Here is a 17,457-nt window from a genome sequence, read left to right as displayed (position 1 = left end):
ATTAGGGTTGGTTACTTTCCACAGCACTCACCGCTCGCCGCCAGGCCGCCACCTCCTCATCCAGCCACGCCTCAAAAAACCCCACCTCCGGCTTCTCCTCCTTTGGCTGCGCCGTCACCAGCCAGTAAGGCCAGGGATATGGCGCAGTGATGGAGGTTAGCTGGACCAGTTCACCTCGGGTGATGGCATCCTGAACCAGAGAGCGACGCTCCAGCGCGATACCTTTCCCGAGCCGGACGGCTTCGATAATGATATTGGAGTCGTTAATACATAAACCGCCAGGCACGATCTCTTTCTCCAGCCCCGCATTCACGCACCACGTTTTCCACGACTCCATGGAGAAAATAATATGACTCTTTGCAATCTCCGCTGGCGTAGCGGGCAACACGCCCCCGTTATAGCCCGGTGCGGCCACCACAATAAGCTCATCGGAAAAAAGGTAATGGCTTTCACTCCCTTCCCAGTTTCCCTGCCCCATCCGTATCGCGATATCTATCCCTTCCTGCTGCAGGCTGGTGACCGTCAGACTGGCCTGGATCCGCAGGGTAATAAGCGGATACTTCGCCCGAAAGCGTTCCAGACGCGGTAATAACCAGTGGCATCCAAATGACGGCACCATCGCCAGCGTCAACTCCTGCTTTCTCGGCTTCACCTGCACGAGCCGGGTGGCATCCGCGATGTGGTTCAACGCTTCGCGTACCTGTAAGGCATAGAGCCGCCCTTCTTCGTTGATCTGCACTCCTCGCCCCTGACGGATAAACAGCTTTACGCCCACCATCTCCTCCAGCGTTTTGATCTGCTGGCTGATAGCGGAATGGGTAACGTGGAGTTCTTTCGCCGCCAGCGTCACGCTGCCAAGACGGGCGACGGCTTCAAAGCTTCGCAAACTGGCAATGGGTGGAAAATCCGACATGAAAGCACTTTCTTATCTGCGCTGGATATACAGCGGCAACCTGACCATATGTCAGTAATACTAACCCTTACGGTAAGATACTGAAGATATTCGCCATGCAAATTGTATTGTAATGTCGGGTCATCCTTTTCAATGACGCGTTCTTTCACACAGACAGGAAAACGGGAAAGATGATTAAGCTTGTTGGCATGATGGATTCACCTTATGTACGGCGCGTGGCGATCTCCCTTGAGCTTTATGGGGTTGAGTTTGAAAGCCAGCCGCTGTCAGTCTTTAGCACCTTCAACGCATTCTCCCGGATCAACCCCGCGGTAAAAGCCCCGACGTTGGTTCTGGATAACGGAATACGTCTGATGGATTCCTCGCTGATTCTGAATTATTTTGAGGCTCAGGCCGACCCCGAGCGGAGACTTCTGCCCGTCTCGCCGGATGCGCAGGCAAACGATCTTCAGACGCTGGGCTTTATTCTCGCCGCCGCTGAAAAAGCGGTGCAAAATGTGTATGAACACAACCTGCGCCCGGTGGAAAAGCAGCACGTTTCATGGGTCGAACGCATTACAATCCAGCTGCTGGCGGCCTGCAGGGAATGGAATACCTTACTGGAGGGGCGTCCCGCCACCGCCGTTCCCGATCAGGTTGCCGTCACGAGCACGGTTGTCTGGACATTTATTCAGTCGATGATCCCGCAGGTCGTTAACGCAGCGGATTTTAGAACGATTCAGGCGTTTGCCGAATCATTCGAATCGCAGCCGGCCTTCAAAAAATATCCGTTCAATTAAATGCAGAGCCCGGTAAGCGCAGCGCCACCGGGCAAACCCGCACCTAAATCTGATAATCAATCGCCACTTCTTCCGGCTCCATCACCTGGCGTTTAATCTCATCCACCGACAGCCCGGCGTTGCAGAGCTCGATAAAGCGCCACACATAGTTACGCTGCAGCTGTCCGCGCTTCAGGCCAAGCCATACGGTGTTGGCGTCAAACAGATGACGCGTGTCAAGACGCACCAGGTTCCCGTCCTCGCGTTCTCCGCTGGACTGTTCCGCCACCAGCCCAATGCCCAGACCCAGTTCGACGTAGGTTTTGATCACGTCTGAATCCTGCGCGCTCAGCACGATGTCGGGCGTTAACCCTTTACGATTGAAGGCTTCATCTATGCGCGAGCGTCCCGTGATTCCCTGGCGATAAGTAATGAGCGGCCATTTCGCAACGTCTTCCAGCGTCAGGGGAGAGACCTGATTCAGCGGATGATCGACCGGGAGCAGTAAGCTGTGATACCAGCGGAACCACGGGAACGCCACCAGCAGCGGGTCGTTGCTCAGGCGTTCGCTGGCGATACCGATATCCGCCCCACCGTTTTGCAGCAGCCCTTCAATTTCCTGCGGCGTGCCCTGGATAAGCTCCAGACGGACGTCAGGGAAAAGTTCGCGGAACGCTTTAATCACCGGCGGCAGGCTGTAGCGCGCCTGGGTGTGGGTGGTGGCAATGGTAAGCACGCCGGAGGCGTCATTGGTGAAGAGATCCGCCAGGCGACGCACGTTGCTGGCCTCGTTGAGGATCCGCTCAGCGATGGTGAGCAATGCTTTACCCGGCTCCGTCATGCCGAGCAGCCGCTTGCCGCGACGGATAAAGATCTCTATGCCCAGCTCCTCTTCCAGCTCGCGGATATGGCGGCTGACGCCGGACTGAGAGGTATAAAGCATATTGGCGACCTCGGTCAGGTTGTAGTCCCGCCTGGCCGCCTCACGGATAATTTTAAGCTGCTGGAAATTCACGATTCACTCCGGCGCATCTGACATAGCTCTATTGTTAGAGTCAGCCGAGCTGCAGAACAAATAATAAAAACCAGCATCTTATGCTTTTATGGAATATCAGCTCACGAGCTGGAGCTCACGGTTCTCAAGCGATGGCTTGCTGACCAGCGACATCAGAATCTCTTTTACCGCCTGCGCCTGTGGCGACAGCGAACCGCGTGCGGACATGTTCAGCGAGAGCGGCAGGCTCATGGAAGGCGTGGTGATCCGCGCCATCCAGCCGTTTGCCGCGCTGCACAGCGAACGCGCGGCGGATTCCGGCAGCACGGTGACGCCCATGCCGCTGGCAATGGCTGCGGTCAGCGTGGAGATCGAGTCAATTTCGCCGATGATTTTGGCCGTCAGACGGCGCAGGGAGAACGCTTCGTCCACGCGCACGCGCACGGCGCTGTAGTCGCGCGGCAGATAGAGGTTCATCTCTGCCACGGCGGTAAGGTCGACACTCTGGCCCGGACAGTCGCGGGTGCCCACGAGGTAGAGATCTTCTTTCAGCAGCGGCTGGCTGGTGATCCCGGCCACCGGGGAGCGATCGTAAAGGACCGCCATGTCCAACTGGCCGTTGAGCAGTTTGTCATTCAGTACAGACCCGCTGTTTTCGTGCAGGTACACCAGCACTTCAGGCAGCTCAGCGCGAACGGCCTGCAGCAGCGGCATGGTAATAGAGGACGCGGCCGTTCCCGGCGCCAGGCCAATAGAAACGTGTCCGCTCAGGGTCTGGCCCACGTTATTCACCGCCAGCTGCGCCTGCTCGCACTGGCGCAGAATCGTGCGCGCATGGGTATAGAGAATTTTTCCGGCTTCCGTTGGCGTGACGCCGCGTTTGGTGCGGATCAACAGCTGCTGATCCATCTCGCCTTCCAGAGTAGCCACCTGCTGGCTCAGCGCAGGCTGCGCGATATGCAGCACTTCTGCTGCTTGAGTCAGGCTGCCGATATCGACGATTTTTACGAAGTATTTCAGTCGTCTTAAGTTCATTTTGCCCCCTGTTCGAAATGCTGTGCCGGAACCGGCTGTCGTTGTTGAACAGGTTTTGCAATATGAATGCCACTTTTACCAGGCGGTCTGAATCGGGCGCTAAGCGCCTGAAAATAAGGAAACCTAATCATGGAGGGGGGTTTTATTACCGAAACAGCAGTTTATGATCTGCCCCATTAGAGGTATATCCGCACCAAAGCGGTGCATTCCGCTGTCAAAAACGCCACTTTGCCGATTTTGTCAGCAAACGATCAAAAGGCGTTGATCCACCCTTTGACAAGGGAGACGCAGGTCGATAATATGCGCCCCGTTCACACGATTCCTCTGTAGTTCAGTCGGTAGAACGGCGGACTGTTAATCCGTATGTCACTGGTTCGAGTCCAGTCAGAGGAGCCAAATTTGAAAAGCCTGCTTTTAAAGCAGGCTTTTTGCTTTTCTGCGTCGGGTAAAATTTCGGGTGGCGGCTGCGCCTTACCCGACCGACAAAAACCTCGAATCGTAGGCCGGGTAAGGCAACGCCGCCACCCGGCGAGAATGTCCTCAATTGCCGAGCTTCACCGGTATCCCCGACCGCCGTTCCAGCTCAGCACCTGCACCCTCGTTGATCAACTCTGTCCGCAGCGCGGCCGATATCGGCAGCGGCACTTTTCGGATCGATTCAAATTCCGCGCGGTTACGTGATAACGGCTCGTGAACCTCCACCCAGCGGCTGCCGTCCGGCTCCGTGGTAACTTTAACGGGCCGATCGATAAGCTGTACGCGAGTGCCGACGGGAACATTATCGAAAAGGTATTTGATGTCGTTATTGCGCAGACGAATACAGCCCTGGCTCACCCGCAGCCCGATGCCGAAATTGGAGTTTGTGCCGTGTATGGCATACAGCCTGCCGATATAGATTGCATACAGCCCCATCGGGTTATCCGGCCCGGCGGGCACGAAGGCAGGCAGCGTTTTTCCCTCTGCCGCATAGGCACGGCGCGTATTGGGCGTCGGAGACCAGGTGGGTCCCACCTGCTTACGTTCAACCGCCGTTACCCAGTTACGCGGGGTTTCGCGCCCGGCCTGACCGATGCCGATGGGCAGCACTTCAACGGTATTGCTGCCCGGCGGGTAATAGTAGAGACGCATTTCCGCCACGTTAACGACAATCCCCTCGCGAACGGTGTCGGGCAAAATCAGCTGCTGGGGAATGACCAGCCGGGTGCCGGATTTGGGCAAAAAAGGATCCACGCCCGGGTTCGCTTCCAGCATATTGCTCAACCCCTGCCCGTACTGCGCGGCAAACGCCTCAAGCGGTAACGTATTATGATCCGGCACGGTAATGACCTGCGAGCTCCCCACCAGGCGACTGCCCGCCGGCGGTAAAGGATAGCTCACCGCCTGCACGCTCTGGCTGATGAGTAACGCAGCAAGACAGCCCAACGCCTTTTTACGACACATATTCCCTTCCTCAGTCGCTTTGCTCTTTAGTAAGCATAGCGTAGCCGTTTTGCATTACCCATCAGGAAATAAAATCAGTTTGCACAGGCCCCCTGTCGCGGTAGTCTCATAGGTTCCGTTTATATGACGGCCGCTATGTGAGTGACCTTTTCTTATACCAATAATTAAAAATCAGTGCAGACAGGACAACTATGGACTCCACTCTCACCTCCACACATCCCAACGAGGAGACACCTTCGCTCAATCGTGCCCGCCGCGCCGCACTCGGCAGCTTCGCGGGTGCCGTCGTCGACTGGTATGATTTTCTGCTCTACGGCATTACCGCCGCGCTGGTGTTTAACCGCGAATTTTTTCCGCAGGTCAGCCCCGCGATGGGCACCCTCGCCGCGTTTGCCACCTTCGGCGTCGGTTTTCTGTTTCGCCCGCTGGGCGGGGTGATCTTCGGCCACTTTGGCGACCGCCTCGGCCGCAAGCGCATGCTGATGCTTACCGTCTGGATGATGGGGATCGCCACGGCGCTGATTGGCATTCTCCCGTCGTTTTCCGCGATTGGCTGGTGGGCACCGGCATTGCTGGTGACATTACGGGCGATTCAGGGCTTCGCCGTGGGCGGTGAATGGGGCGGCGCGGCGCTGCTATCCGTTGAGAGCGCGCCCAAAAATAAGAAAGCGTTTTACAGCAGCGGCGTGCAGATCGGATACGGCGTGGGTCTGCTCCTTTCTACCGGGCTGGTCTCCTTGATCAGCCAGCTCACCACCGACGAGCAGTTCCTGAGCTGGGGCTGGCGCATTCCGTTCATCTTCAGCATCGTGCTGGTCATCGCCGCGCTGTGGATCCGTAACGGCATGGAGGAGTCGGCAGAGTTCGAAAAGCAGCAGGAAAAACCGGCCGTCAAAAAAAGGCTGCCGGTCATGGAGGCACTCGTCCGGCATCCTGGCGCTTTTCTGAAAATTATTGCCCTGCGCCTGTGTGAACTGCTGACGATGTATATCGTCACCGCGTTTGCCCTGAACTACTCGACGCAGAATCTCGGCCTGCCGCGTGAACTGTTCCTGAATATCGGTCTGGTGGTTGGCGGGATCAGCTGCCTGACCATCCCCTGCTTCGCCTGGCTGGCGGACCGCTTTGGCCGCCGTCGCGTCTATATCACCGGGGCGCTGGTGGGAACCCTCAGCGCCTGGCCATTCTTTATGGCGCTGGAGGCGCAGTCGATATTCTGGATTGTCTTCTTCGCCATCATGCTCGCCAACGTCGCTCACGACATGGTGGTCTGCGTCCAGCAGCCGATGTTTACCGAACTGTTCGGCGCCAGCTACCGCTACAGCGGCGCGGGCGTGGGTTACCAGGTTGCAAGCGTGGTCGGCGGCGGGTTTACGCCATTTATTGCCGCCGCGCTGGTGACCTTCTCCGGCGGAAACTGGCACAGCGTGGCGATTTATCTGCTGGCCGGTTGCCTGCTCTCTGCTGCGACGGCGCTGGTGATGAAAGAGCCCCGCCACACCTGATCGCCCTTTTGTTTCACAGGCGTGTGACATACTATCGGGTAGAGTCGCACACCTGTGGAACAAGGAGACAGAGATGAATAATAAGGGCTCCAGCCTGACCCCGGCTCAGGCGCTGGAAAAACTCGACGCGCTGTATGAACAGTCCGTCAATGCGCTGCGCAGCGCCATCAGCGAATATATCGAAACAGGGAAACTTCCCGACCAAAAGGCCAGAACCGAGGGCCTTTTTGTTTATCCATCGCTCTCTGTGACCTGGGACGGCAGCGCCAGCACAACACCGAAAACCCGTGCCTATGCCCGTTTTACCCACTCCGGCTGCTACAGCACCACCGTCACCCGCCCTGCGCTGTTCCGCCCCTATCTGGAAGAGCAGCTCACGCTGCTGTACCAGGATTACGGCGCGCACATTGCCGTGGAGCCTTCACAGCATGAGATCCCGTACCCGTACGTAATTGACGGTTCGGCGTTAACCCTTGACCGCTCCATGAGCGCGGGGCTGACCCGCCACTTCCCGACGACGGAACTGTCGCAGATTGGCGATGAGACCGCCGACGGGATTTATCACCCGGCAGAATTTTCTCCTCTGTCGCACTTTGACGCCCGCCGGGTCGATTTCTCCCTGGCGCGACTGCGCCACTACACCGGTACGCCCGCTGAACATTTTCAGCCGTTCGTGCTCTTTACCAACTACACCCGCTACGTCGACGAGTTTGTCCGCTGGGGCTGCAGCCAGATCCTCGACCCGGAAAGCCCGTATATTGCACTCTCCTGCGCGGGCGGGATCTGGATCACCGCAGAGACCGAAGCCCCCGAGCAGGCCATCTCCGATCTGGCATGGAAAAAGCATCAGATGCCGGCCTGGCACCTGATCACCGCCGACGGTCAGGGCATTACGTTGATTAACATTGGCGTCGGCCCCTCGAACGCCAAAACCATCTGCGACCATCTGGCGGTACTGCGCCCTGACGTGTGGCTGATGATTGGTCACTGCGGCGGCCTGCGTGAAAGCCAGCTGATTGGCGACTACGTGCTCGCCCACGCCTATCTGCGCGATGACCATGTGCTTGATGCGGTGCTGCCGCCGGATATCCCAATCCCGAGCATCGCCGAAGTGCAGCGCGCGCTGTATGACGCCACCAAAGCGGTCAGCGGCATGCCGGGTGAAGAAGTTAAGCAGCGCCTGCGCACCGGTACGGTCGTCACGACGGATGACCGCAACTGGGAGCTGCGTTACTCAGCCTCCGCGCTGCGGTTCAACCTGAGCCGCGCGGTGGCCATTGATATGGAGAGCGCCACCATCGCCGCACAGGGCTATCGCTTCCGCGTCCCGTACGGCACGCTGCTGTGCGTCTCCGATAAGCCGCTGCACGGCGAAATTAAGCTGCCGGGCCAGGCCAACCGTTTCTATGAAGGGGCTATCTCAGAGCATCTGCAAATTGGCATTCGCGCCATCGACCTGCTTCGGGCGGAAGGTGACAGACTGCATTCCCGCAAGCTGCGCACCTTCAACGAGCCGCCGTTCCGCTAATAACGATAAGGAATAACCATGTCCAGCACATCTCCGCTCTCTGCCCTGCGCCACTGGCTTGAGGCCAGCCATCTCGACGGGATGATCGTCCCGCGTGCGGATGCGTGGCAGAGCGAATACTGCGCGCCCTACGACGAAAAGCTGGCCTGGCTGACGGGCTTTGACGGTTCTGCCGGCGTCGCGCTGGTACTGAAGGATAAAGCGCTGCTGTTCGTCGACGGGCGCTATCAGGTGCAGGCCCGCGTTCAGGTGAATCTGGACGAGATTGAAATTCACCACCTGCACAACGAGCCGCTGGCTGAATGGCTGACAGAAAACGTGGAGGCAGGCACGCGCATCGGTTTTGACGCACTGCTGATGACCAATACGGAGTTTGAGCAACTGTCCGCCACGCCGTGCAAGCTGGTACCGCTGAAGGTTTCGCCGTTTGACGCCTTATGGACCGATCGCCCTGCCGCACCGGCGGGGCTTATTCGTGAAATGCCGGTTGAAGTAAGCGGTGAAAGCAGCCAGGACAAACGTCAGCGCGTCGCTGCCGTGCTGGCCGCGAACAATGCTGATTATCTGGCCGTTACGCTGCCGGATAACATTGCATGGCTGCTCAACGTAAGGGGCTCAGATATCCCAACCAGTCCGGTACCGCTCTCATTTGCCCTGCTGAGTCGTGACGGCCACGTTGAGTGGTTTGTAAACGACAACAAGCTCGGCGCCCTGCCTGAAGAGGTGCGCGATGCGTTTACCATTGCGCCGCAGGACGCCTTCATCGAACGCTGTCAGCAGATTGCTGCAGGCAAACGGGTGATGGTTGATGCAGATTCCGCTCCGGTCGCCCTGCGCTTTGCCATTGAACCACGGGGAGAGATTGTCTGGCGAACCGATCCCATCACCCTGATGAAGGCCACCAAAAACCCGATCGAGCTGGCTGGGTATCGCGCGTGCCATCACCAGGACGGTGCCGCCTGGGTCAACTTCCTGGCCTGGCTGAGCCGCGAAGTGCCGCTGCGCGAGGCGGCAGGAAATCCGCTCACCGAGCTGGAAGTGCAGGCGCAGCAGCTCGCGTTCCGTAAACAGCAGCCCGGGTTTATCGAGCAAAGCTTTGCGACCATCTCCGCCTCTTCGAGCAATGCGGCGATGTGCCACTATCATTCGAGCGAGGCCAGCAACAAGCCCATCGGCCATGATCATTTTTACCTGAACGATTCCGGCGGTCAGTACGTTAACGGCACCACCGACGCCACGCGCACGCTGGCATGGGGTAAGGTCGACCCGCAGCAGCGCCTGCACTACACCGCCGTGCTGAGAGGCTTTCTGTCGCTCATTACCCTGCAGTTCCCCTCTGGCACTCAGGGGCATCAGCTGGATGCCTTCGCGCGTCGTCCGCTGTGGGAGATGGGGCTGGATTACGATCACGGCACAGGGCATGGCGTGGGGCATCAGCTTCTGATCCATGAGAATCCGCATCGCATCGCCAAAAAGGTCAACCCGTGGCCGCTGGTGGCGGGCAATATCATGACGATTGAACCTGGCTACTATCTGGGCGATAGCCACGGGATTCGCATTGAAAACCAGGTGGAGATTGTGGAGAGCCGTCCGGGATTCTGTAAATTTGCCTCGCTGACGCTGATCCCGATTGATTTAAGCCAGGTCGAGCTGGATCTGTTGAGCGAACAGGAAAAAGCGTGGCTGGATGCGTATCACCAGCAGGTGCGTGAGGCGCTGTCACCACGGGTGAACAGCGATGCGCGTTCGTGGCTGGAAGAGGCGACGGCACCGGTTCGTGTGAACGGATAGTGCGGCTTTTGCCGGGTGGCGGCTTCGCCTTACCCGGCCTACGATTCGAGGTTTTTGTCGGTCGGGTAAGGCGAAGCCGCCACCCGACAATTCTACCCGACGCAGAAAAGCAAAAAGCCTGCTTTAAAAGCAGGCTTTTTAAATTTGGCTCCTCTGACTGGACTCGAACCAGTGACATACGGATTAACAGTCCGCCGTTCTACCGACTGAACTACAGAGGAATCGTGTGAACGGGGCGCATATTATCGATGCTCCCCCATGATGTCAAAGGCAGAATGCATATTTCCGATCGATTGCCGATTTATTCTCCACTTCGCGCAATTGTCAGGCATTTTTCCGCGGGTATTTCCACAGCCAGCGCCCGCTGACCATGCGCCAGTAGAACAGCGCGCCCCGTACGGCCCAGTCCAGGAACATACCCAGCCAGACGCCAACCACGCCCCATCCGAGCATCACCCCGAGCGTATACCCCGCCACAACGCGACATCCCCACATGCCGAGCATCGACACCCACATCGCAAAGCGGGCGTCACGCGCGCCCTTCAGCCCGGCTGGCAGTACCCATGAGGCCGCCCAGATGGGCATAAAGGCCGCATTGAGCCAGATGAGGATTTTAACGACCTCTTTAACGTCCTCTTCGTGGGTATAGAACGAGGCCATCAGCCCGGCAAACGGCGCCGTTCCCCAGGCAATCACGGTCAGTCCAATGGTCGACAGCCAGAAAACGTGGCGCAGCTGCCGCTCAGCCTGGCCGATCTGCCCTTTCCCGAGCCGTTTCCCGGTAATGATAGTCGAGGCCGAACCCAGCGCGTTACCCGGCAGGTTAATCAGCGAGGCGATAGAAAAGGCGATGAAGTTACCGGCGATAACGTCGGTGCCCATCCCGGCGACAAACATCTGCGTCAGCAGCTTCCCGCCGTTAAACAGCACCGACTCAATACTGGCGGGAATGCCGATCCCCATCACTTCCCAGATAATGGCGAAGTTAAAGGGGCGGAAATAGCTCTTCAGCGTGAGGCGCAGCGAGGGAGTAATCCCCGCCATCAGCACGCCGATAATCGCCGCCGCACCGATATAGCGTGAAATGGTTAGCCCCAGTCCGGCGCCGACGAACCCCAGCCCGTCCCACGAGAACACGCCGTAGATCAGCACGCTGCTGATGATGATATTCAGGATATTCATTCCGCCGTTGATCAGGAGCGGAATTTTGGTGTTACCTGCCCCGCGCAGCGCGCCGCTGCCAATCAGGGCGATAGCCGCCGCCGGATAGCTGATGACGGTCATCTCCAGATAGGTCAGCGCCAGGTCTTTAACCTCGTTCGTGGCTTCCCCGGCGACAAAATCGATAATCTCTTTACCGAAATAGTGAATCACCGCCGCCAGAACAATCGAAAAGACAGTCATGATCATCAGCGACTGGCGGGCTGCCTCGCGCGCACGTTTGGGATCGAGCTTGCCGAGGCTAAAAGCCACCACCACCGTCGTCCCGAGATCGATGGCAGCAAAAAATGACATCACCACCATGTTAAAGCTGTCCGCCAGCCCGACCCCCGCCATCGCCTCTTTCCCCAGCCAGCTCACCAGGAAGGTGCTCAGTACCCCCATCAGCAGAACGCAGGTATTTTCCAGGAAGATAGGCACAGCAAGAGGGGTGATTTCACGCCAGAACAGGACACGATAGCTTTTACGTTTTGCATACCATGGCGTGCGCGCGATCGCCTGGCGTAAGGAGGCAGTGACGTTCAAAATGGACCTTAGCGAGAAAAGTTGAAACTCCATTTCAAATGATGGGGGAGAAATGCTCATCCTGCAAAGTATTTTCCTGAAAAAAGATGTGTGGAATTACAACAAACTGACGACAGAATCAGCAAACAGTCGATTTTCCCTAAGATCAGGTTTGACAAAAGTTTTTTCGCCGCTAAGATAAGCCTCCACAACGATTCCTCTGTAGTTCAGTCGGTAGAACGGCGGACTGTTAATCCGTATGTCACTGGTTCGAGTCCAGTCAGAGGAGCCAAATTTAAAAAGCCTGCTTTTAAAGCAGGCTTTTTGCTTTGCGGATGAGGGAAAATGAACGCTCTGTTTGTCTACGGCACGCTGCGCCCGGGCCATTCTAATGCGCATATCCTTGAAAACATCGGCGGTGAATGGCTGGCCGGTTTCGTCTCCGGTACGTTCTACGAACGCGGCTGGGGTGCGGCGGCAGACTTTCCCGGGATTGTCCTCCACTCTGATGGACCGCGCGTCGAAGGCTATCTGTTTATCTCTGATAACCTTTCCGCACACTGGCAAATGCTGGATGAGTTTGAAGACGGCTATGACCGGGTTGAGGTCACGGTGACCACCACTGAAGGCAAGCAGGTTCAAGCCTGGATTTATCAGCTACAGCCACGTTCTGAGTCATAAAAAAAGGCTCTCTGTCACCAGAGAGCCTTTTTCACGATTCGCTGCGATTACTCGCTTTTTGCTTCGCCGTTTTTGATTTCGCCCATCACTTTCAGCTTCTTAGAGATGTCGCGACGCTCTTTGGACAGTTCAGCGTTTTTGATGATGTAATCATCAACACGGTCTTCATAGTCGCTCTTCATGCTGGCGATAATGCCCTGAATAGCTTCAACGCTCATGCCTGGCTTGATGTAGTCGCTCAGGTTGTCGAGCAGCAGAACACGTTTCTGGTTGTCACGGATCTTCTTCTCAACGTCCTGGATTTCACGCTGCAGCTTGTTTTTGCGGCGGAACAGGCGGACGAATTCCAGAACATCCTGGAACGAAGGCTTGGTAGTTTCCATTTTTACACCCCTGATAATGTGAGATTCGGATTCGTTAAAGCAACCATTGTAACAATAACCTTACTGACAGCGGCTGCGAATGACAATGAGTATATCGTTTAAACCTATCATAACCCCAATTGCTGCTGAATCGAAGCAGCAGGCGTCACATCCGCGTTTTATTTGCGCAGCGCCCGACAAATCAGATGCGATAGCAGCTCAAGTTGTCGCGCCAGTTCCATACTCAGCCAGACATAGCCATGAATGGGCGTTTCCGCCACGTTATCGCCCTGCCGCTCATTGATTAACTGCTTCAGCTCCGCAACGATCTCATTCAGCCGCTCGCTGTTTGCCAGTATCGGCTGCGGGTTACCTTCGTAGAGCGCATGAGCGATGGTCAACAGCGTTTGCTGCGTCATCTGCTGGGTCTCTTTGAGGGTCTGCGCGTTAAGCATCAACAGATGGCTCGGGCGAGAGGCCCAGTGCGCGTTGATTTGCAGTTCAAGCATGCACACCAGGTTGCGGCTTACCGTCTGGATGGCTTCGAAAATCGCTTTTTGAATATGGGTCTCTTTGCTGGCGGGCGCGATCAGGCCGCGCATTTTGACCACGTCGTTGAGGATGGTTTGCAGATGCTTTTCCAGCCGGGGGCGTTCAACCAGATTAGGGGAAAAACCGGCCTGATAGACGCGGTTAAACGCGGTGACATAGTTGGCCATCTGGATACGCCAGTGCAGAAAAGCCCGCTGCGGCCAGATGCCGGTAAACAGCATGGCGAGCAGTGAACCCAGAATGACATCCCCGCTTCGCCACAGCGCCGTGGTCATATCCCCGGCGGGTGCGCCGACCACCACCGCAAGCGTAATACCAATCAGCAGCGCCTGATAAGGACGCTTACCCAACGCCAGCCAGCCGCACAGGAACATGGCGGCACCGCACCATATCAGCATGACCGGAAACGAGATAAGTTCCAGCTTCAGGGCGATTAGCCCCAGGGCCGAACCTAACACGGTCCCGCCAATACGCTCGAAGGCGCGCGGGACAACGTTGCCCCAAAACGAGATGGGCCCCATCACCACCACCAGCGTGATCAGCGGCCACGTCCCTTCCGGAACATCCAGCAAGCGGACCAGGACAAACGTCAACACGAACGCCAGCGCGATGCGACACCCGTGCATCACGCGGTAGTGTTTATACAATCGAATTTCAAAAGGGGTTAATGATTTGTCGGGACGCACACCCGCTCTCCAGCTACACGGCAAATCACAATTGTACTGTGTTTTCAGCCGGGCGGAACGGTCCCGGCTGAAAAACCCTTTATTCAGCAGGCCTAAACCGGTTTGTGCTCAACCGCGATATACATTTCAATATCCCAGTAGCCGTCCGCGTTGCCGTCATTCAGGTAGCGCTCGAAGCAGGGTTTGAGCGCCATTTGATACTTATTGTCCTGCAGCAGGGAATTGAAGAACTGATACCACGGCGTGGCAAAGTCATAGTTTTCCACACGCGCCGTCGCCACGGCATAATCCCCTCCCGCGATTTCCGTCATCATGACGCCTTCGCTGTTTTCCGGGATCACAAAATCGTCCGGTACGGTAACGGCCGTATCGCAGCGCAGTTTTTCGGCCGGGACCTCATCGGGGTTATCGTAGTAGACCGCCACCCACTCCAGCGGCTCAATGTGACGCCCGTCGACCCACATGACCAGCTGTTCAAAGCCCTGTTTTACCGTGTGTTCCCACGGACCGACCAAATGAAAACCGGCAATCTTACGTTTCTGTTGCTGCGTAATGCTGTAGTCCATGCTGCCTCCGCTTATCACTGTATATTTATACACTATAAAACTGGATTATCATTATCAGCAAACGAGGAGTGTTTATTATGTGAGCAGACTCGCAACCCTGCCAGTCTGCTCATCGGCGGTTAAAGCGTGTGATGCAGATAATCGCTCAGACGAGAGAACAGGCCGCCTTTATCAACGGCTTCCAGCGTGACCAGCGGCCAGTGGGCTACCACCTTGTCGCGATCGTAAAGCTGGATCTCCCCGACACGCTGATGCGCGGCAATCGGCGCTTCCAGCTCTTTTTTATCCAGCACGTATTTGGCTTTGATGTTGGGCACCTCCGCTTTCGGCAAGGCCAGCCAGAAGTCCTGGTCGGTGCCCAGTTTTACCTGCTCCTTGTCGCCGTACCAGATGCGCTCCGTTCCCACTTTTTTTCCGTTATGCAGGATCTGCACCGTATCGAAATTCTGCTGCCCCCAGTGCAGCAGTTTTCGGGCCTGGTCCTCACGCCCTTTCGGGCTGTCCGCTCCCATTACAACGGCAATCAAACGACGCTGACCGTCAACAGCAGACGCAATCAGGTTAAAGCCGGCCCCCGAGGTATGCCCCGTTTTCAGCCCGTCTACGTTCATGGTCTTATCCCACAGCAGGCCGTTACGGTTCTGCTGGGTGATCCCGTTCCAGGTCAGGCTCTTTTCGCTGTACATATGATAAAACTCGGGCTCACCGTGGATAATGGCCCGGGAGAGAACGGCCAGGTCATACGCCGAGCTATGCTGGCCCGGCGCGTCCAGCCCGTGGACGGTTTCGAAGTGGGTATCACGCAGGTTCAGCTTCTGCACATAGTCGTTCATCATCTTCACGAACTGCGGCTGCCCGCCCGCCACGTGATCGGCCAGCGCCACGCAGGCGTCGTTGCCGGAATCGACAATCAGGCCGCGGCTCAGATCGCGCACGGTGACGCGATCGCCCTCCTTCAGGAACATCAGCGACGAACCGTCAAACACCGGGTTCCCTTTTGCCCACGCATCGCGCCCTACGGTGACGATGTCATCCGGGGTAATGCGGTGGCTATCAATGGCCCGATCCACCACATAACCCGTCATCAGCTTGGTCAGGCTCGCCGGATTACGTTGTTGATGTTCGTTGCCCGCCGTTAAAATCTGACCAGTCGTGTAATCCATCAGCACCCAGGAGCCAGCCTGAATGGCCGGAGGCTGCGGCGAAAAATCCAGTGGTTCGGCCGCAAAAGCAGATGAGACACTCGAAGCGAGTAAAGAAACAGCAATAAACAGACGGCGTTTCAACGGTATATCCTCAGGTCATTAAAAATCGATGACCTTTTTACGGGAGTTCTGATGTCGTTACCTGGCTTAATTGCAAAAAAATGTGACAGAACGCAGATTTTTCTCTGAAGCTGGCGCGCAAATTTGCGACGCGGCGGTGCTTTTTATTCGGTCTGACCCGCACGATCGTTTACCATAGTGACGTCATTTTTTAACAGGATGGTATTACTGGTGTCTGACTCTGCCGCTCGCCCGACTTTTTTATTTCATGACTACGAAACCTTTGGCACGCATCCGGCGCTGGACCGACCGGCGCAGTTTGCCGCCATCCGTACCGACGACGAATTCAACATCATCGGCGAGCCTGAGGTCTTTTACTGCAAGCCCGCGGATGATTACCTGCCTCAGCCCGGCGCGGTGATGGTCACCGGGATCACCCCTCAGGAAGCGCGGGAAAAAGGCGTTAACGAGGCAGAATTCGCCCGCCGCATCCACGACCTGTTTACCGTTCCCAATACCTGCGTGGTCGGTTACAACAACATCCGCTTCGATGACGAAGTGACGCGCAACATCTTCTATCGCAACTTCTACGATCCCTATGCCTGGAGCTGGCAGAACCGCAATTCACGCTGGGATTTACTCGACATCATGCGCGCCTGCTACGCCCTGCGTCCTGAGGGCATTCACTGGCCGGAAAATGAGGAAGGGCTGACCAGCTTCCGGCTGGAACACCTGACGCGCGCCAACGGTATCGAGCACAGCAATGCCCACGACGCGATGGCGGACGTCTATGCCACCATTGCCATGGCGAAGCTGGTGAAAACCGCACAGCCCCGGCTGTTTGAATATCTGCTGAGCCACCGAAGCAAGCAGAAGCTCATGACCCTTATCGACGTACCGCAGATGAAGCCCCTGGTGCATATCTCCGGCATGTTTGGCGCCTGGCGCGGCAATACCAGCTGGGTTGCGCCGCTGGCGTGGCACCCGGATAACCGTAATGCGGTCATCATGGTGGACCTGGCGGGCGATATTTCACCGCTGCTCGAACTCGACAGCGATACCCTACGCGAACGGCTTTATACCCCGAAAAACGAGCTCGGCGATCTGCCGGCGGTGCCGGTCAAACTGGTGCATATCAATAAATGTCCGGTCCTGGCGCAGGCGAATACGCTACGCCCGGAAGATGCTGACAGGCTGGGCATTAACCGCCAGCACTGCCTCGATAATCTCAAAGTGCTGCGTGAAAATCCGCAGGTGCGCGAGAAAGTCGTGGCCATTTTTGCCGAAGCCGAGCCGTTCGTGCCGTCTGAAAACGTGGACGCCCAACTCTATAACGGTTTCTTCAGCGATGCCGATCGCGCGGCCATGAATATCGTTCTGCAAACAGAGCCGCGCAACTTACCGGCGCTGGATATCACCTTCGCCGATAAGCGCATCGAAAAGCTGATGTTTAATTACCGCGCGCGTAATTACCCCGGCACGCTGGATGAAGCCGAGCAGGAACGCTGGCTGCAGCATCGTCGCAACGTGTTTACGCCAGAGTACCTGCACAGCTATGCACAGGAGCTGGAGATGCTTTACGGCCAGTATGAAGGGAATGCTGAGAAACAGGCGCTGCTGAAATCCCTGTTCCAGTACGCACAAGAGATAGTTTGA

At 56.8% G+C, this 17,457-nt stretch carries 15 protein-coding genes and 3 tRNA genes; 8 read left to right on the top strand and 10 right to left on the bottom strand.

Annotated elements, in window-relative coordinates:
* Position 1: 1 nt before the first annotated feature.
* Positions 2-913, bottom strand: a complete 912-nt coding sequence (locus AA74_RS0121250; protein ID WP_025913319.1) for a LysR substrate-binding domain-containing protein — start codon at positions 911-913, stop codon at positions 2-4.
* Between the two features lie 170 nt (positions 914-1,083).
* Here AA74_RS0121250 and AA74_RS0121245 point away from each other — a divergent pair, with 170 nt between their 5' ends.
* On the top strand, positions 1,084-1,692 hold the full coding sequence (locus AA74_RS0121245; protein ID WP_032667639.1) for a glutathione S-transferase family protein: 609 nt from the start codon (positions 1,084-1,086) through the stop codon (positions 1,690-1,692).
* A gap of 43 nt (positions 1,693-1,735) precedes the next feature.
* Here the strand turns inward: AA74_RS0121245 and cbl are convergent, their stop codons facing one another.
* On the bottom strand, positions 1,736-2,686 hold the full coding sequence (gene cbl, locus AA74_RS0121240) for an HTH-type transcriptional regulator Cbl (protein WP_025913317.1): 951 nt from the start codon (positions 2,684-2,686) through the stop codon (positions 1,736-1,738).
* Positions 2,687-2,782: 96 nt separating this feature from the next.
* Positions 2,783-3,700 (bottom strand): nitrogen assimilation transcriptional regulator NAC, encoded by a 918-nt coding sequence (gene nac / locus AA74_RS0121235; protein ID WP_008499475.1) that lies wholly within the window; start codon positions 3,698-3,700, stop codon positions 2,783-2,785.
* A gap of 320 nt (positions 3,701-4,020) precedes the next feature.
* Between nac and AA74_RS0121230 the strand changes: the two genes are divergently transcribed.
* Positions 4,021-4,096: transfer RNA gene (locus AA74_RS0121230), tRNA-Asn, on the top strand.
* A 144-nt stretch (positions 4,097-4,240) separates the two neighbouring features.
* On the opposite strand, the gene ldtA is transcribed toward AA74_RS0121230, so the two are convergent.
* Positions 4,241-5,140 carry a L,D-transpeptidase gene (gene ldtA, locus AA74_RS0121225; RefSeq protein WP_025913316.1) on the bottom strand — a complete coding sequence of 300 codons (900 nt, stop codon included), beginning with the start codon at positions 5,138-5,140 and terminating at the stop codon, positions 4,241-4,243.
* Positions 5,141-5,331: 191 nt separating this feature from the next.
* Between ldtA and shiA the strand changes: the two genes are divergently transcribed.
* The 3 genes from shiA (at position 5,332) to AA74_RS0121210 (ending at position 9,964) form a co-directional block, all read left to right on the top strand.
* Positions 5,332-6,645, top strand: a complete 1,314-nt coding sequence (gene shiA / locus AA74_RS0121220) for a shikimate transporter (RefSeq protein WP_025913314.1) — start codon at positions 5,332-5,334, stop codon at positions 6,643-6,645.
* Positions 6,646-6,718: 73 nt separating this feature from the next.
* Positions 6,719-8,173 carry an AMP nucleosidase gene (locus AA74_RS0121215; protein WP_023325602.1) on the top strand — a complete coding sequence of 485 codons (1,455 nt, stop codon included), beginning with the start codon at positions 6,719-6,721 and terminating at the stop codon, positions 8,171-8,173.
* Positions 8,174-8,191: 18 nt separating this feature from the next.
* On the top strand, positions 8,192-9,964 hold the full coding sequence (locus AA74_RS0121210) for an aminopeptidase P family protein (RefSeq protein WP_025913312.1): 1,773 nt from the start codon (positions 8,192-8,194) through the stop codon (positions 9,962-9,964).
* 145 nt (positions 9,965-10,109) lie between these two features.
* On the opposite strand, the gene AA74_RS0121205 is transcribed toward AA74_RS0121210, so the two are convergent.
* Together AA74_RS0121205 and emmdR are read right to left on the bottom strand one after the other, a co-directional pair.
* Positions 10,110-10,185 (bottom strand) — tRNA-Asn (locus tag AA74_RS0121205).
* Between the two features lie 103 nt (positions 10,186-10,288).
* Entirely contained in the window at positions 10,289-11,743 is a 1,455-nt protein-coding gene (emmdR, locus tag AA74_RS0121200; protein ID WP_021241423.1) for a multidrug efflux MATE transporter EmmdR, read from the bottom strand.
* Between the two features lie 162 nt (positions 11,744-11,905).
* On the opposite strand from emmdR, the gene AA74_RS0121195 reads away from it, so the two are divergent.
* Positions 11,906-11,981 (top strand) — tRNA-Asn (locus tag AA74_RS0121195).
* Positions 11,982-12,034: 53 nt separating this feature from the next.
* Complete coding sequence (locus AA74_RS0121190) at positions 12,035-12,370, top strand: gamma-glutamylcyclotransferase family protein (RefSeq protein ID WP_025913311.1); 336 nt, start codon at positions 12,035-12,037, stop codon at positions 12,368-12,370.
* A 47-nt stretch (positions 12,371-12,417) separates the two neighbouring features.
* On the opposite strand, the gene AA74_RS0121185 is transcribed toward AA74_RS0121190, so the two are convergent.
* The 4 genes from AA74_RS0121185 to dacD all read right to left on the bottom strand — a co-directional run bounded on the left by AA74_RS0121185 (position 12,418) and on the right by dacD (position 15,822).
* Positions 12,418-12,753 carry a DUF496 family protein gene (locus AA74_RS0121185; RefSeq protein WP_008499467.1) on the bottom strand — a complete coding sequence of 112 codons (336 nt, stop codon included), beginning with the start codon at positions 12,751-12,753 and terminating at the stop codon, positions 12,418-12,420.
* 158 nt (positions 12,754-12,911) lie between these two features.
* Entirely contained in the window at positions 12,912-13,970 is a 1,059-nt protein-coding gene (locus tag AA74_RS0121180; protein WP_025913309.1) for an FUSC family protein, read from the bottom strand.
* Positions 13,971-14,062: 92 nt separating this feature from the next.
* A complete protein-coding gene (gene sbmC, locus AA74_RS0121175; protein ID WP_008499465.1) occupies positions 14,063-14,536 on the bottom strand; it encodes a DNA gyrase inhibitor SbmC in 474 nt (157 codons plus the stop codon).
* Positions 14,537-14,655: 119 nt separating this feature from the next.
* Complete coding sequence (gene dacD / locus AA74_RS0121170; protein ID WP_008499464.1) at positions 14,656-15,822, bottom strand: serine-type D-Ala-D-Ala carboxypeptidase DacD; 1,167 nt, start codon at positions 15,820-15,822, stop codon at positions 14,656-14,658.
* A gap of 198 nt (positions 15,823-16,020) precedes the next feature.
* Here dacD and sbcB point away from each other — a divergent pair, with 198 nt between their 5' ends.
* Positions 16,021-17,457 (top strand): exodeoxyribonuclease I, encoded by a 1,437-nt coding sequence (sbcB, locus tag AA74_RS0121165; protein WP_369796356.1) that lies wholly within the window; start codon positions 16,021-16,023, stop codon positions 17,455-17,457.

The sequence above is a fragment of the Enterobacter sp. 5-4 genome (assembly GCF_000612205.1).
GTDB lineage: Bacteria > Pseudomonadota > Gammaproteobacteria > Enterobacterales > Enterobacteriaceae > Enterobacter > Enterobacter roggenkampii.
Note: the sequence above shows the minus strand (reverse complement) of the source record. Positions and strands in the feature narration are given on the sequence as shown.